Raw genomic sequence first — 14,294 nt, 5'->3', positions numbered from 1 at the left:
TGCATGGGGAGGGGTACTGAAAAATTGATTGAACAAGCATTTTTAGGCTGTTTAATGAAAGAAAATGATTTAATTAAAGACACAATTGTTCAACCACAACACTTAGCGGATATAAGACATCAGAAATTGTTTCAACTAATGAAAGAATTTAATTTAAAAGGAAAAGAAGTTGATTTACTCGCATTAACGACTGTACCATGCTTAGACCAACTTGGTGGTATTTCCTACTTAAAAGAGTTAGAAAGCTATGCTGAATTGGAAAAATTTGAATCAATTGAGGAATTGTTTCTTGAGGCTTGGAAAAATCGAGAAAAGCAAAAAATATTCACGCAAGCATCGATCAATGATTGGGACATTGAAAAGACAATCGAAACGTTGGAGAAAATCAATCAATTAAAAGTGTATGATTATAAATCAATTGATGAGGCTCTAGTTGATTTTTATGAAGCGCCATGGGAGGAGAGGGAACTTGAAAAAACAGTGACATCAGGGGTCGAAAGCTTGGACGGGATGACAGGTGGATTTAAAGAAGGGGAGGTGACGATTATTGCTGCACGACCGTCTATGGGAAAAACAGATGTGATGTTGCACATTGCCAAAAATGCGGGTTGGAGTGGGTGTATACCAATTATTTTCTCGCTCGAAATGCCGGAAAAACAATTAACGGCGAGATTAATTGCCTCAACAGGAAAAATTAACCGTATGAGAATGCGAAACTTAAAAGAATTTTTAAGTGAAAAACAAAAGGAACGCTGGCCAACTATTATTGAAGAATTAAATCGTACACATGTACAAATATTCGATTCTCCTGGACAAACCATACCGGAAATGCGAGCAAAAGTCCGGAAAATCGTGAATAACTATCCAGATAAAAAACCCATCGTGTTTATTGATTATTTAACACTCATCCGGTCATCCGATTATTTTAATGGTAATGTACATTATCAAGTTTCTGAAATTTCACGGAACTTAAAAGTGATGGCAAAAGACTTTCAATGTCCAGTTGTTTGTTTGGCCCAATTAAATCGGAATGTTGAAGCAAGAGCAAACAAACGTCCAGTTTTATCAGATATCCGCGAATCCGGTAGTATTGAGCAAGATGCTGACGTTATATTATTTCTCTATCGTGAAAATTATTACGAATATAACAATGAAGACAACACTCTTGAGATGATTGTCGCAAAGAACCGCAACGGCCCGATTGGAAAAGTTACGGTTCTATACAATAAACGTACGGGAGAAATTGAAGAAAGGAGGAAGGTAATTGCTCGTTAAAGAGTTATATGTAGATGCACTTTATTACGATGAAGCGTGTCTCGCCTATTCTCTTTACTATTTATTGAAAGAAAAGAAACTGTCGCTCGATGATGATACATCGATTATTAACTGGGACGACATCGACAACCAAGCTGTACATGAATTAATGCAGAAAAATCATTTAGGAATAAAGAAAATCCGAATGTTTACATTAAAAATGAGTCCCCATAGATTTGCCTTTATTTTTGCTACAGATGAAAGAGAGGCTATTAATCATTTTAAACATGTCTTCAAACGTCGACCAATCAATTGCCATGAATATTTGCTAGAAACTATGATTACAAGAGGAAATACAGTAACAACATTTCGAGAAATAAGGAAAGAATATAGTCATTTTCCCCAAGTGGCGTGGATCTATGAAAGAACGAAGGGGAGACAAGGGAACAACCCGCCCCCTTCATGATTCATAGATATAAACTTTTATATTTTAATTATTTTTTATAGGCCGAACTCCGAAAGTTAAAGGGAGAACTTCGATAGTAAACAAGGTCAATTTCGACAGTGGAAAGGTAAACTTAACAGTAAGAAGAGCCATATTAAAAACTACCGATTGTAAAGTGACCTTACATCTACACCTATCCCAAAATATAAAAGGCACATTGAACGAAACTGGGACAAACTGTTTTTTCATTCTTAGGATTTTTATATACTCTATTTAAGGAAGGACATTCTTATAATAAAAATTTGAGTAGGCACATGACTAAGAGGCAGGCCAAGTTTTATCAAATTTAGAGAAGAATACATTTTAAGTGAGGGAGGAGATTTTATCAATTTCATCATTTACGCATGGAGACACCAGTCTTTTGTCATGAGTCCGTTGACCATTGCTTCGAGTGAATCCTAGTTCAATCCATTTGGAATGAATTTTGCCATTTTATTTACGTGGATGATTATTTTCATCGGAGTAAACATTGTTCGATAAGTTTCAAGTGCACGTAATTCTGATTGCGGGTAATGTCGAAGTAGAACTGTAATTTTGAGACTAGTTCCTCCACGCCTATTTGTATTAGTAAATGGTTTAGGTTCTATTTTTACGAACAATTTGTGTTAACCACGATTATCTTCTAGCAGGTATTCTCTTCCATAGAAAAGATTATATAGCTAAATATGAATTTGAAATTAAATAGTGGATAGAGTGTGTTTTCATTCGATTATAGTGATAGTTATACAAAAAACGTTATATTGGAGATGATCTAATGAGGATTAGGGAATTGAATGTTAACGAGGAACCTCCAATAGATTTATTATTACTGGCTGATCCTTCACGAAAATTAATAGGGGAATATTTGAACCGAGGAATATGTTATGTTGCTGAAAACAATAAAGAAATAATAGGTGTTTATGTATTGCTCCCTACAAGACCAGTGACAATTGAATTAGTTAATATAGCTGTTTCTGAGATAGAACAAGGAAAAGGTATTGGAAAGCTGCTGGTTATGGACGCAATTCAAAAATCGAAAGCGAAAGGCTACAAAACAATTGAAGTTGGAACGGGAAATTCAAGTATAGGACAATTAGCTTTGTATCAAAAATGTGGATTTAGGATTACCGGTGTTGATAGTGATTTTTTCTTGCGTCACTATGAGGATAAAATTTTTGAAAACGGAATTTGGTGTAGAGATATGATACGCATGTCCCAAGAATTGATTTAATTTGTCCTGCCAAGGAACCTGTCTCCTTTGTTTGAACGGGGTACATTTCATGTATAAATTTTTGAGAAGCATATACTAGGTACAAATAAAAATGAAACAAATGTCCAATCCATTCGTAAATAATAAAAAAAATATCATATTAGAGAGAGGGGATTTATTTAACATGGATATTAGTTTCTTTTGGTTTGCAGTAGGATTAGGGTTAATGGGGTATTTTATCGGAGACGGGTTGAAACATTTTAATCGCCCGAAACAAAGTTCCAAAGATTATTCATTATTAAAGGGGGAAGACTTACCACTCTGGTTAAGTTTAAGTAAGGAGGAAGTCCGAGATTTAATTGAAAAGTATCCGAACCTCCCGAAAATTGAACTGAATGGAACAACATACTATAATTATCAAAAACTATTGGATTGGTTGGCATCTGATGAGCCGTATCGAAAATGATTGTATAATAAGGGAAGTTCAGTCTACTTCACGTTTTATGAAAAAGAAGAGCGAGGCAATAAACAAGAAATGGGGAATTTGCATAATGAATAAAAATAAAGAAGACGATTCTTTTTCAAATTTAAAAGCCTCAGAAAAAATTGTAGTGGTAGTCGCACTATCACTCTTAATAATAGGGGCTCTTGCTTTTGTAGTGGGTCTTTTTTTCTTTGGTTTTGCTGGTCTTTTTCGCATTCTAGGCGTGCACTATGATTCGGTAAGTGCATTGTTTCTTTTCGTTGTCCTCTATTTTGTCGTAGGACTTATTTTAGATTTTCTGTCAATTGTTCTTTTTAAACTATTAGTACCGTACATAACAGGGAAATATCAATTGTTTTTCACACGCATGGTCGTTGAATGCACCTTTTCTTGGTTCGCCTTCCATACAGTGGATGAACTCATGAGCTCGATTACCGTTCCATTGCTAACAGAAATCGTTGTCGTCATTATTTTCTTCTTAATTGAATACGCATTCGATGGAAAAAAGAGGTGAGGCACGGGGGCAAGTGATACAGAGGGACAGGCAACTTTCCCCTGGTGCACTTATGTCTAAAAAGAAGACAGTTGGTATAATAAATGGATGAAAATGTCGCTTTTTTATGCAAAAGTGAAAGCCAAGCCAGTCAAGAAAACGGTAAAAAATGAACAACTCAACAAAGAAATGATGAAATTATATTTTAATGGGGGAAAGAAAAAGAAACGACGTGCTGTTGATTTTGTCGGCACGATTGCGAAGATAGAAGGGGCTCACGCCGATGATATTGGTATTATTACCATTACCGATTCCGCAACATATGTCGATATTTTAAATGGTAAAGGGCCACTTGTACTAAAGGCGATGAAAATACAACCATTAAGGGAAAATTATTAAAAGTTCATGAGGCGAGGCAGTGAAGTAGGAAAGCTTATATAGGTGCCTGTCCCTCAATTTGTTAAAGTATTAATGCATTAAGGGGCGGGCACCTTTTTAAAAAAATGTTTTTAGAGTTTTGTTCCAGCAGATAGACCCCGTTAATTTTCAAAATCTCCTCTACCTCTATAAAAAGAATGGATTAAAAGCCCGTAGATTTTTTAATACATTCAATTTTCTCTTTATTCAATTTCGTATATTTAGAAATGGTTTCTAAATCAACTCCTAGTTCCAACATATTTTTCACCACTTCTTGTAGGGCTTTTTCTTTGCCGATTTCCTTTCCTTTTTCAATCCCACGTTCTTCATAGGAAATTGGTAGTTCCATAATTTTAATCGCCTCATCTTTTTTAAGCTTTTTCACTTCATTCATTAGTGTAACCTCCTCAGCTTTCGTTAATTTTAAATATCTTTCAAAAAATCCATAAATATACCGTTCTTTAGCTGGATTTAATTTCATTCGTACTAGCATCCGCAAAAATTCCTTCTTAACTTCAACTCTTTCAGCTTCACGATAGCCCATTTTACTTAACAAGGCTGCTGCCACTGGATTATCGGATTGAATATAGTGTCGCCAATTCATTTTCTTCAGTGGCAATGAGAGAAAACGGAAGGAAAGAACATCAAAAAATGGAAATTGAATGTGATATTCATTTTTTTCGTTGCCAACATTATCATATGTAAAAATCGCTATAGGTAAAATAGGTTTTCGATATTTGTTGTAAAGCATACTGAAATATATATACATTCGTTCGTGAAAATTGGTTTGTTGATAACTTTGGGGTTCAATATGGATGATGATTATCGTGTCAAGATGTTTCACTTTTGCTTCAATGACAATGTCAGCCGTTCTGCTTTCACCCTCACGCAAATCGGTAAAAGTTTCCCCAGTTAATGGGTGAATGGAGGAAAAATCAATGGAGTTGTGAACTTCAGGAAAAAAAGCTTCTAGAAATTCCTCAAAAAATGTGTGAATTAATTCTTTAAATAGTTGATCGTGATGTGTGTACGTGGAGGTTCCATATTGTTCTCTAATGAGTGATACCAGCATTTCACCACATTCTTTAAACAATATAAGTTTATATACAAAAAATATACCAAAAAGAAACGACAAGAATAAGAGTTCTGTTTCAAGTATTTAAGATGAATAAGAATTTATTGAATATTGAAATGAATAATTATAAGCCTATATTAGGTCAAGGAATCTGTCACCCCTGGTTTTTCAGTCAAAAATAGATTAAAATGAAGTACATATAAAATAAGGTAAGACACCAAGTTATGCTACGGAGGCTAATAGATGGATAATAATGATATATTAATACGTTTGAGATACGCATTAGAAATAAAAAACAAGGAAATGGCAGAAATTTTTAAGCTAGGCGGGGTGGAGGTAAGTGTTCCAGCTGTCGTCAAAATTCTTACAAAAACATATGATGAAGACGATAATGTAAATGAGGATCAAATGAAATGCACGCATAGTATGCTAGACTCATTTTTGAATGGGCTTATTATTTATAAAAGAGGCAAACAAGATCCGAAGCCTGGTCAGGAAAATTTGCGAGAAAAGCCACAGAAATCAAATGAAAATGTGAACAATCTTCTATTAAAGAAAGTAAAAATCGCGCTCTCCTTGACGACTGAAGAGATGTTGGACATTTTTAATTATGCTGGTTTACGGGTAACAAAAGGAGAACTCGGAGCTTTGTTACGAAAAGAAGGACATAAAAATTATAAAGAATGCGGAGATAATTTTGCAAGAAACTTCCTAAAAGGCTTAGCCATCAAATATAGAGGGTAATTTTAGTAAAAGAGGCAGCCCCCGTTTTTTGGATAAGGCGAGGAGTGAAGTATGGATTTCAGGGTCTGATTTAACAATTAGCTTTGTTGTAAGCTGATTCATAGGGAAGACCTCTTTTCTATGAATTTTTGTACCAATTAAATTCTATCAAGAAAAGTTCTTCCTTTTTATCAATCTATTCATTTGTATAGAATATTTTTACCTCCAAGGTCAACCTCTCTTTGAATATTATTAAGTTAAAATTTGTTTTTTATTTCTTTATAAACTTTTAATTGTTGATCATCATTGTAACAGAATCATGTTGAATGGCATTTGGATCCTTCCGAAGAATTTCTTTAAAATAGCATTTATATTCTTTAAAGAAAGCTGTAAGAAAATCTTCAACCTCACCTTGAAGGAGATTTCTGTTAACTGCCGAATTCACTGTAGGTTTTAATAAAAAGCAATTGTCCAGTTTTGTTTAACGTATACTCCAAGGAATTTTCGATTTTTTAGGACTATCCAGAAAAGTCTTGGTACCGTCTTTTTAGGTCAGGAGTCAAGCCTAGTTTTCCTAATTTGGATAATATTAGAAGGGTACTGAATGGGTAGTCTCATTGTTTATAATAATTATTTTGTCTAATTGGCTTTTTCGTAAGAGGAATAATCTTTTCGGATTCCTACAATGCTCCGTTTATGGAGTCAATCGTTCTTAATATCGTTCCAGTCCTTTCCTTATTAAGGCTTGTACAGATTCTAAAAAGGCTTTTCCTGTGTTGCTAGGCCATCAACATATAGGAAAACATTAAAAGGCTGCTTGTATAAAATTACCAGTTTCATTTAATAATTATTGGTTACTCCTATAATACGCGATTTTCAATGCATGTCATTTTTCCTAGTTGTTAAATTAAGGGTACACTAATCTAATCGATATTGTTTATTGAGCCAGTCAGAATAGATGACTGGCTCAAACGCAACCGCTTTCCTCATTGTTCTAAAATACACGAAAGGAATAAAAAATATTGCGGCTACCTTCACCTGAGGTATGAATGGGGCAGCTAATAAAAATTAGAGTTGAGAATAAGGAAGTCTTGGCAAATTTGTCGAGGCTTTTTCATGAGGATAAATATATAAAATAGCATAAACACTACTTTCTGCGATTAAAAAATTTAGCACCCCTATCCCAATTGCAGGATTATCCTCAAGTAATGTTTCAAGTTTTATGTAACGTTTAAAAATTCCACTTTTCGATGTCGGGTGTGTCGCATAATTTATTGTTCTGTTTTTCCTACTCTCAAAGCTGCAGAACAAGATTCATTCCGTAAACTTTCTATCTTATAATTATCTTGAGTCCCTTCCAAGCGTGAAGTAAGATAGGTCTGACAAATTCAATCGAACGTCCAAATTTATAAAGTGAATCATAAAGAAAATACAAAAGAGGTAATGGATGCTATTAATTCATTAAGGAATAAATTAAACAGGTGATTAAGTTCTTCAACAAAGGGACGTGAATTCCAGAATCAGGCTCCGTTAAATAACTGAATATGGACAACTTAATGGTGAACGTTGAGTATTTATGGAGTCGTCCAATGGTTTAGTGGTTAATAAAGAAATTTGTCCTTCTTTAACTAAAGCAAGAGATTGAAATAATGTTAAGAAGATCATAGCCACAAAAATCAAATAGAATTGTAGAGCCGGTTCCTGGTTTTGTATATTGAAATAAATAGTTGATTTTGGGACAATGAACTTGTCTTCATCATCTTGAAAGGATATGTTTTTATTGAAAAGATTGATGATATTTTAGAAGAGTTTTTAATCGAACAGCAAGCGAGATTGAAACAACCGCGAACGTATAATGATTATGATGAAGTTATCTATTTTTTTTCGTGAATATTTAAATCATTATGCTTATCAATATTTGGATCATGCAGAAACAGAAAAATGGCAGGAACTTTCAATGCAAGACGAACAAAGTTTTACTAAAATATTTGGTGCTGACAAAATAGATGAAATGGTGTTTAGTGAATTTTTAGATTACTTTTTAATTTGTAAAGTTATGGGCGGTAAATATTGTATGAAGAAATCCGTCCGTGTTATGAAAAAACTATCGAGCTGGTTAAAGGAGAAACAATATACGGATGAGGATTATCAAGAGTACTTTAAAGAGGCATCTGATCTTCCAAATGTTGGGGAACTTGCTGAACTGATTTATGAACATGCTATGAAATCTCCTGAGAAAGAATATGATGAAATATTAGATGGCTATTTTTCGGTCCTTCATTTAGAAAACAAAAAATTGTGGCTGGAGGAGGAGCTTGGAGATGGGACAAATATCGGACCTGTTTTTGTTTCAAAAGAAATATCCGATCTATGTAAACCTGGGTGGACATTGAACTTGGTGATTGGTAAGGACAAAACTGGATGGTATATATTGGAAAGTGGAAATGTTTATAGGTAAATTCTAACATTATAATATCTCATATATAGAGTGGAGCTATCTAAATGAACGAACTACTTATATTTGGTGATTTACATAAATACTTGTGCAAGCTTGATCAAATGGTGGTTACAATTCCAGGAAGAAGTTTTGCAATAGGGTATAGCTGTCTTACTTGGAGTGGTAAGAAAAGATTCGCAACTTTACATGGAGATAAAAAATATTTCTGTATCATTCTTCATGTTGATCCCGGAAATTCTGAATCTACGAAAGGGAAAACCATTCAAAAGGAGATCCAACAACTATTGAAGTTTGATATCAAGGAATTGAGAAATTTCCCATTAAAACAGCATGAAGTTTATATTCCACTTGAAGTAATGAATACAAAAGAGAACTTAGAGCTTATAAAATCCTTTATAAAGAAACAATATGATGCAATTTATTGTTAAGGTACATGTTGAAAATAGTACTTCCCATAAATCTTTTCTTATATAAGGGGTCTAGACCTGTATTTTCCTACGTGTGTAAATACTTTATTTCTTAATATTTACGAGGTCAGACCCCGTTCTTGTTTGCAATTAGTTTACGAATCGAGATATTTTTCAGAGAGAATTTGTAGAAGCGGGATGAAAAATTTGAAATAAGAACATTGAATAAATAAGGAATGATTTACTATGAAGAGTTTATCATTATTGGAGGCCTAACAATCATCATGTTCTTTCTTGTTACGACTGTTTCCAACAAACTACTTCCCTAGAAGCGCGGGTTAAAAATTTGCAATTCATATTGGAAAAGGTCGCTGACCAAGTGAATGTACCTGAACATCCGATAAATGAAACATTGCGAGAGCTGCTGAAAGAGGGGAAAAAGGTTCAAGCGGTTAAAGAAGCTAGGCAGGTTTTAGGATTGTCATTGTTGGAAGCAAACCAATATGTTGACGGTCTGTCAAGTGATCAAAAGGAACGGGACCTATTCAGTAAGAAAGACGCTTTGTAATAAATAGGAAAGTGTAAATTTTATAGTAAAGGAGAATTTTGTATGGCAGATGTAAAATATGAAATCGTTGAACATATAGGTGTGCTTTCAGAATCACCAAAAGGATGGACGAAAGAATTAAATGTAATTCGTTGGAATAGAAAAGAACCGAAGTATGATTTGCGCGATTGGGCTCCGAATAAAGAGAAAATGGGGAAAGGAATCACTTTAACAAAAGAAGAGTTAGCAGGATTAAAAAAGTTGCTTCAAGTGTAATTTAAGGGACAAGCGAGAAGGGAGTTTTTTGCACTCCTTTCTTTAAATACACCTTATACTAAATAAATCTCGCTCAACTCTACGATTGCCAAGCTTTCTTTATATAACAAATAACGAATTGATGTAAACTTAGATCGATCATTAACATAGTGAATGGTAAGGGAGAAAGTAGTTCGTACATATTGGAAAACGGAAATATATATGGGATAGGTAAGATTAATCGGGGTGATTTTGAATTCATCATTTATGCATGGACACCTGATTTTAGTTGTGAATCCGTTGACTCGGAGTACGACATTTCATTTATAGAGTAGCGCGAACGATTTGAATGCATTCTTTGTTGACTTGAGACAATGGACTGATTCCACTTTCCATTATTGTCCCACACTTAGATTAAAAGAACTTGGCTGCCCCCGGTAATTGGGAACAGCCAAGTTTTCCTATTATGCCGCTTCTTCGTCCAAAGAAATATCTTCTTGACGGTTTTTTTGACCTTTCCAGTAAAAATAACCGATTGTCGCAACTGTTAGGAAAATACCGATGATGAATGAAAGGTTGAGATCTAATCTAAATCCAATTTGTGCATTTAAGATGTAGACAAAGACCATATACGTAATGAAAACAGCCGGAACAAACGCAATCCAGTAATTTCTTTTCTTCACATACAAGTACATAGCGCCGATCCAAAGTGCAAGTGCTGCGGTTCCTTGGTTTGCCCAAGAGAAATAACGCCAAAGAATGTTAAAGTCTATTTGTGTTAATGCAACAGAAATCGCAAATAATGGAATGGCAATATATAAACGTTTCGACAGTTGCGCTTGTGGTAGTTTAATATAGTCTGCAATAATATTTCGAGCTGCACGGAAAGCTGTATCACCAGATGTAATTGGTAAAACGACAGCACCTAAAACGGCAATTGTACCACCAACAGCACCAAGTAAGTAGACAGAAACTTCATTAACAACGAGAGAAGGCGTACCTGCTGCAATCATTTCTTTCAAAGTCATTCCATCAAAAATGGCCATTGTTGCAGCTGCCCAAATCATCGCAATAATCCCTTCTGCAATCATCATTCCGTAGAAAATAAAGCGTCCTTCTTTTTCACTCTTTGTCGTTCTAGAAATAATAGGTGATTGTGTCGCATGGAAACCAGATAGAGCACCACAAGTGATTGTAAAGAATAACATTGGGAAAATTGGGATGTTATCTGGATGCATATTCGTTAAGGACAATTCTGGAATTTTTACGGCATCACCACTTACGAACATACCAATTGCAACACCAAATGTTCCTATTAATAACACAGCTCCAAAGAAAGGATAGAGGCGACCGATAATTTTATCAATTGGTAGAACGGTAGATAGTAAGTAATAAAAAAAGATCACACCGATGATGACACTTAAAGCAACTTTTTGATTAATTAAAATATGAAGCATGGATGCAGGTGTTGTTACGAAAACGGTACCAACAAGTAATAATAAAAGTAATGCAAATGCGTTAACGACGTGTTTTGATGCTTTTCCTAAAAATTTACCCGCAAGTTCCGGAATATGTGCACCGCGGTTACGGATGGAAATCATTCCTGTTAAATAGTCATGAACGGCACCGGCAAAAATTGAACCTAACACAATCCATAAAAACGCTACTGGTCCAAACAACGCACCCATAATCGGACCGAAAATAGGGCCAGTTCCAGCAATATTTAATAATTGAATGAGTGAGTTTTTTGTTTTACTCATGGGGACATAGTCTACACCATCAGCATTCGCATACGCAGGTGTTTTTCGTTCGAAATTAGGTGCAAATACTTTTTCTACATACTTTCCATACGTGAAATAACCGAGTAATAAAAGTGCAATTCCTCCAAAAAATGTTATCATTTCTCCATCTCCTTTGCTGTAAAAAAATGTTTGAATCATTTACCCCATATCATGTAAAACTCGTCGTTCATTAAAAACTTAAAAACGGTCACTTCTTCCACAATACCGCCTTAATCAAATCCGTTCAAAACAGTGATAATAAAGATAATTGCATACAAGAAAGAATTCCTTCTATTAATATTTCAATTTTTCAAATAGAAAAGAACTCACTATTATTGTAAGCGATTACTTACATTTTTGACAAGAAAAATACACAAAAAAGTCACAATTTCAGGAGATAAGGCCGAGTATCGAGTAAGGTAACGGATTAAGAGCACGTCATCTTTAGAAAAAGTAGTGGGAAATTATAAGAAACTTCTTCCAAAAAGGGTAGAATTAGCGTAAAATAGTGGAAAAATTCATATAAAAATTCTTGTAGAGGTGTTCGTATGATACGAAGATTAACGGCGGGCGACCATGATGAGTGTTTTCAGCTCTTAGAAAGGAAGCGTGCTGAGAACTTATTTATTATTGGAGATATTGAAGGATACGGATACGATCAAGCGTTTCAAAAGGTATGGGGTGAATTCGATGAAAACGGAAAAATGATTGCTGTATTATTAAAGTATGAAGGCAACTATATTCCTTATGCGGAAGGGGAATTTGATGCCAAAGGGTTTGCCAACATAATGGATGAGGATTCGGATTTCAAAATGATGTCCGGGTTAAAAGAGGTGACTGAAAAGATTAGGCCGCACATAAAAAGGCCATTAAAGAAAAAGAGACAGACGTTTTATGCGAAATGCACAAAATTATTGTACAATGGCGATTTCTCGATTGTTCAGCAAGCAACACCTGATGACGCAGAAGACTTGGTTACTATACTCCAAGCGATTCCAGAGTTCGACAAAGGAAATATTTCAGTAGAGACGAAACGCCGTGGTTTGATCGATGGAACTTCACGAGCATTTTTTATTAAAGAAGATGGAAAAATTGTGTCAACGGCTTCAACGGCGGCTGAAAATTCGAAGTCTGCCATGATTGTCGGTGTCGCCACTCTGGCAAACTATAAGAAACGTGGCTTTGCGACGAAATGCGTCTTGCGAATTAGTCACGAACTTTTACAAGAAGGAAAAGAACTATGTTTATTTTATGATAATCCGAAAGCAGGGGCCATTTATAAACGAATTGGTTTTGAAGATATTGGCTATTGGATGATGTATGCTTATTGAGTATTCCCATTCTTAAAATGTGTAACGAACGGATTCAGCTGTTTATGTACGTTGGTTGATCAACATTCTACAAGATAGAATCGAAGGAAAAAACATAAGAGGGTGGGAATACAATGAAAAAAGCTCTTTCTATTACGACCGTAATTTTATTAAGTTTAATAGGGTTTATGGCATTTTTTACTGCATTATTTTCAGAGGATGCTAAATTTTATACACCATTTGTTCCGATTGTAACGATTGGTCTAATTGTTATTATCATTCTTGCAATCTATGGAAAATTACGGATGAAACGCATCAAATATACGGCAATTATTTTTCTTTCGTGCTGTTTTATTGCTGTTATTTCCTATGAAGGGTATCAAGCTTATGAAAAATCGTTAGAAATTGTTAGTAGCCAAGATATCGATTTATCGGAATATCAACCATTTGTAGCGGGGACAAAAGCGGCTCAATTAGATGAACTATCCACATTTACTATTCAAGATAACCTCCCACGATTAGATGGAGCAACGGCTTTATATCCAGTTTATGCTTCGTTTGTTCAAGCGGTTTATCCGAAGAAGGACTATCCTTTGGAAGAAAGTGAAGTTGTTTCAAGTCAAACGAGTTATGCTTTTGAAAAATTATTATTTAACGATGCGGATATTATTTTTATTGCACCGCCTTCTGATGAACAGTTGAAGTTAGCTGAGGAGGAAGGGGTAAAGTTAAGGATGACACCGATTGGTAGAGAAGCATTTGTTTTCTTTGTCCACGCAGATAATCCGGTCGATGAACTTACGGTAGAACAAATTCAAGAGATCTATACGGGAAAGATAACGAACTGGCGTGATGTTGGTGGTGCGAATGAGGAAATCCGTGCCTTTCAACGTCCTGAAGGGTCAGGAAGTCAATCAGCATTAATTCGAATGATGGGTGACAAACCATTAATGATCCCACCTTCTAAAGATATTGTTTCAGCAATGGGCGGGATTATTAAAGAAACAACGAATTACCAAAATCGGACGAATGCCATTGGTTTTTCTTTCAGACATTTTTCTCAGGAAATGGTAGATGCGAAAGAGATAAAGTACATAAAAGTAAATGGCATAGCACCAACGAAGGAGAATATTCAAAATGGCACGTATCCTTTTGTAAATGAGTTTTATGCAATTACGATAGAAAATAAGAATACCAATTCGAACATCGAACCATTTCTTCAGTGGATGGTATCGGAACAGGGACAGAAGCTTGTTGAAAAAACCGGATATGTCCGTATCAATTAGTTACTCAAAGGAAAAAAAGCAACCCGAACATCCACCCATTTCTTCAGTGGATGGTATCGGAACAAGGGCAGAAGCTTGTTGAAAAAACCGTTTGTGTCAAATAGTCGCCA

The 14,294-nt window shown here is 35.0% G+C and carries 16 protein-coding genes and 1 pseudogene; 14 read left to right on the top strand and 3 right to left on the bottom strand.

Features of this window, described 5'->3' with window-relative positions; all coding sequences use genetic code 11:
• Positions 1 to 24: 24 nt before the first annotated feature.
• The 6 genes and pseudogenes from BN2144_RS18360 to BN2144_RS18335 form a co-directional block, all read left to right on the top strand.
• The gene (locus BN2144_RS18360) at positions 25 to 1,275 is read left to right on the top strand and encodes a replicative DNA helicase (RefSeq protein WP_230199770.1); all 1,251 of its coding nucleotides are present in this window, start codon (positions 25 to 27) and stop codon (positions 1,273 to 1,275) included.
• A complete protein-coding gene (locus BN2144_RS18355; RefSeq protein WP_033829662.1) occupies positions 1,265 to 1,720 on the top strand; it encodes a hypothetical protein in 456 nt (151 codons plus the stop codon). Before BN2144_RS18360 ends, BN2144_RS18355 begins: the two co-directional genes overlap by 11 nt.
• Before the next feature lie 793 nt (positions 1,721 to 2,513).
• A complete protein-coding gene (locus tag BN2144_RS18350; RefSeq protein ID WP_033829661.1) occupies positions 2,514 to 2,969 on the top strand; it encodes a GNAT family N-acetyltransferase in 456 nt (151 codons plus the stop codon).
• 163 nt (positions 2,970 to 3,132) lie between these two features.
• Positions 3,133 to 3,414 carry a hypothetical protein gene (locus BN2144_RS18345; protein WP_033829660.1) on the top strand — a complete coding sequence of 94 codons (282 nt, stop codon included), beginning with the start codon at positions 3,133 to 3,135 and terminating at the stop codon, positions 3,412 to 3,414.
• A 37-nt stretch (positions 3,415 to 3,451) separates the two neighbouring features.
• Positions 3,452 to 3,946: a YrvL family regulatory protein gene (locus BN2144_RS18340; protein ID WP_222860102.1), complete on the top strand. Its 495-nt coding sequence runs from the start codon at positions 3,452 to 3,454 to the stop codon at positions 3,944 to 3,946.
• Between the two features lie 102 nt (positions 3,947 to 4,048).
• Positions 4,049 to 4,347, top strand: a pseudogene (locus BN2144_RS18335) (DbpA RNA binding domain-containing protein); the annotation flags it as partial.
• Positions 4,348 to 4,505: 158 nt separating this feature from the next.
• On the opposite strand, the gene BN2144_RS18330 reads toward BN2144_RS18335, so the two are convergent.
• The gene (locus BN2144_RS18330) at positions 4,506 to 5,414 is read right to left on the bottom strand and encodes an RpnC/YadD family protein (RefSeq protein ID WP_033829657.1); all 909 of its coding nucleotides are present in this window, start codon (positions 5,412 to 5,414) and stop codon (positions 4,506 to 4,508) included.
• A 246-nt stretch (positions 5,415 to 5,660) separates the two neighbouring features.
• Between BN2144_RS18330 and BN2144_RS18325 the strand changes: the two genes are divergently transcribed.
• Positions 5,661 to 6,161, top strand: a complete 501-nt coding sequence (locus BN2144_RS18325) for a YehS family protein (protein ID WP_033829656.1) — start codon at positions 5,661 to 5,663, stop codon at positions 6,159 to 6,161.
• Positions 6,162 to 6,429: 268 nt separating this feature from the next.
• Here BN2144_RS18325 and BN2144_RS20505 read toward each other — a convergent pair whose 3' ends face one another.
• Positions 6,430 to 6,585, bottom strand: coding sequence for a hypothetical protein (locus tag BN2144_RS20505; RefSeq protein ID WP_154665517.1), 156 nt, complete (start codon positions 6,583 to 6,585; stop codon positions 6,430 to 6,432).
• Between the two features lie 1,316 nt (positions 6,586 to 7,901).
• Between BN2144_RS20505 and BN2144_RS20655 the strand changes: the two genes are divergently transcribed.
• The 5 genes from BN2144_RS20655 (at position 7,902) to BN2144_RS18305 (ending at position 9,828) form a co-directional block, all read left to right on the top strand.
• Positions 7,902 to 8,030: a hypothetical protein gene (locus tag BN2144_RS20655; RefSeq protein ID WP_268258038.1), complete on the top strand. Its 129-nt coding sequence runs from the start codon at positions 7,902 to 7,904 to the stop codon at positions 8,028 to 8,030.
• On the top strand, positions 8,005 to 8,598 hold the full coding sequence (locus tag BN2144_RS18320; RefSeq protein ID WP_187367033.1) for a hypothetical protein: 594 nt from the start codon (positions 8,005 to 8,007) through the stop codon (positions 8,596 to 8,598). Before BN2144_RS20655 ends, BN2144_RS18320 begins: the two co-directional genes overlap by 26 nt.
• Before the next feature lie 44 nt (positions 8,599 to 8,642).
• Positions 8,643 to 9,026: a hypothetical protein gene (locus BN2144_RS18315; protein ID WP_033829654.1), complete on the top strand. Its 384-nt coding sequence runs from the start codon at positions 8,643 to 8,645 to the stop codon at positions 9,024 to 9,026.
• A gap of 337 nt (positions 9,027 to 9,363) precedes the next feature.
• Complete coding sequence (locus tag BN2144_RS18310) at positions 9,364 to 9,573, top strand: hypothetical protein (protein WP_187367032.1); 210 nt, start codon at positions 9,364 to 9,366, stop codon at positions 9,571 to 9,573.
• Positions 9,574 to 9,615: 42 nt separating this feature from the next.
• Complete coding sequence (locus tag BN2144_RS18305) at positions 9,616 to 9,828, top strand: YdbC family protein (RefSeq protein WP_033829653.1); 213 nt, start codon at positions 9,616 to 9,618, stop codon at positions 9,826 to 9,828.
• Positions 9,829 to 10,271: 443 nt separating this feature from the next.
• Here the strand turns inward: BN2144_RS18305 and BN2144_RS18300 are convergent, their stop codons facing one another.
• The gene (locus BN2144_RS18300) at positions 10,272 to 11,708 is read right to left on the bottom strand and encodes a carbon starvation CstA family protein (protein ID WP_033829652.1); all 1,437 of its coding nucleotides are present in this window, start codon (positions 11,706 to 11,708) and stop codon (positions 10,272 to 10,274) included.
• 428 nt (positions 11,709 to 12,136) lie between these two features.
• Between BN2144_RS18300 and BN2144_RS18295 the strand changes: the two genes are divergently transcribed.
• Both BN2144_RS18295 and BN2144_RS18290 read left to right on the top strand, forming a co-directional pair.
• Positions 12,137 to 12,919, top strand: a complete 783-nt coding sequence (locus BN2144_RS18295; RefSeq protein ID WP_033829651.1) for a GNAT family N-acetyltransferase — start codon at positions 12,137 to 12,139, stop codon at positions 12,917 to 12,919.
• A 113-nt stretch (positions 12,920 to 13,032) separates the two neighbouring features.
• Positions 13,033 to 14,184, top strand: a complete 1,152-nt coding sequence (locus tag BN2144_RS18290) for a PstS family phosphate ABC transporter substrate-binding protein (RefSeq protein WP_033829650.1) — start codon at positions 13,033 to 13,035, stop codon at positions 14,182 to 14,184.
• Positions 14,185 to 14,294: the final 110 nt, after the last annotated feature.

The sequence above is a fragment of the Bacillus andreraoultii genome (assembly GCF_001244735.1).
GTDB lineage: Bacteria > Bacillota > Bacilli > Bacillales > Caldibacillaceae > Caldifermentibacillus > Caldifermentibacillus andreraoultii.
The sequence above is the reverse complement of the archived record's forward strand: the minus strand, read 5'-3'. Positions and strand labels throughout refer to the sequence as shown.

Bases quoted from the DNA above. Each gene is read 5' to 3' on its own strand.
- BN2144_RS18325 (WP_033829656.1), top strand. From the start codon at position 5,661: ATGGATAATAATGATATATTAATACGTTTGAGATACGCATTAGAAATA.
- BN2144_RS18350 (WP_033829661.1), top strand. From the start codon at position 2,514: ATGAGGATTAGGGAATTGAATGTTAACGAGGAACCTCCAATAGATTTA.
- BN2144_RS18345 (WP_033829660.1), top strand. From the start codon at position 3,133: ATGGATATTAGTTTCTTTTGGTTTGCAGTAGGATTAGGGTTAATGGGG.
- BN2144_RS18330 (WP_033829657.1), bottom strand. From the start codon at position 5,414: ATGCTGGTATCACTCATTAGAGAACAATATGGAACCTCCACGTACACA.
- BN2144_RS18290 (WP_033829650.1), top strand. From the start codon at position 13,033: ATGAAAAAAGCTCTTTCTATTACGACCGTAATTTTATTAAGTTTAATA.
- BN2144_RS18300 (WP_033829652.1), bottom strand. From the start codon at position 11,708: ATGATAACATTTTTTGGAGGAATTGCACTTTTATTACTCGGTTATTTC.
- BN2144_RS18305 (WP_033829653.1), top strand. From the start codon at position 9,616: ATGGCAGATGTAAAATATGAAATCGTTGAACATATAGGTGTGCTTTCA.
- BN2144_RS18315 (WP_033829654.1), top strand. From the start codon at position 8,643: ATGAACGAACTACTTATATTTGGTGATTTACATAAATACTTGTGCAAG.
- BN2144_RS18340 (WP_222860102.1), top strand. From the start codon at position 3,452: ATGAAAAAGAAGAGCGAGGCAATAAACAAGAAATGGGGAATTTGCATA.
- BN2144_RS18320 (WP_187367033.1), top strand. From the start codon at position 8,005: ATGAAGTTATCTATTTTTTTTCGTGAATATTTAAATCATTATGCTTAT.
- BN2144_RS18295 (WP_033829651.1), top strand. From the start codon at position 12,137: ATGATACGAAGATTAACGGCGGGCGACCATGATGAGTGTTTTCAGCTC.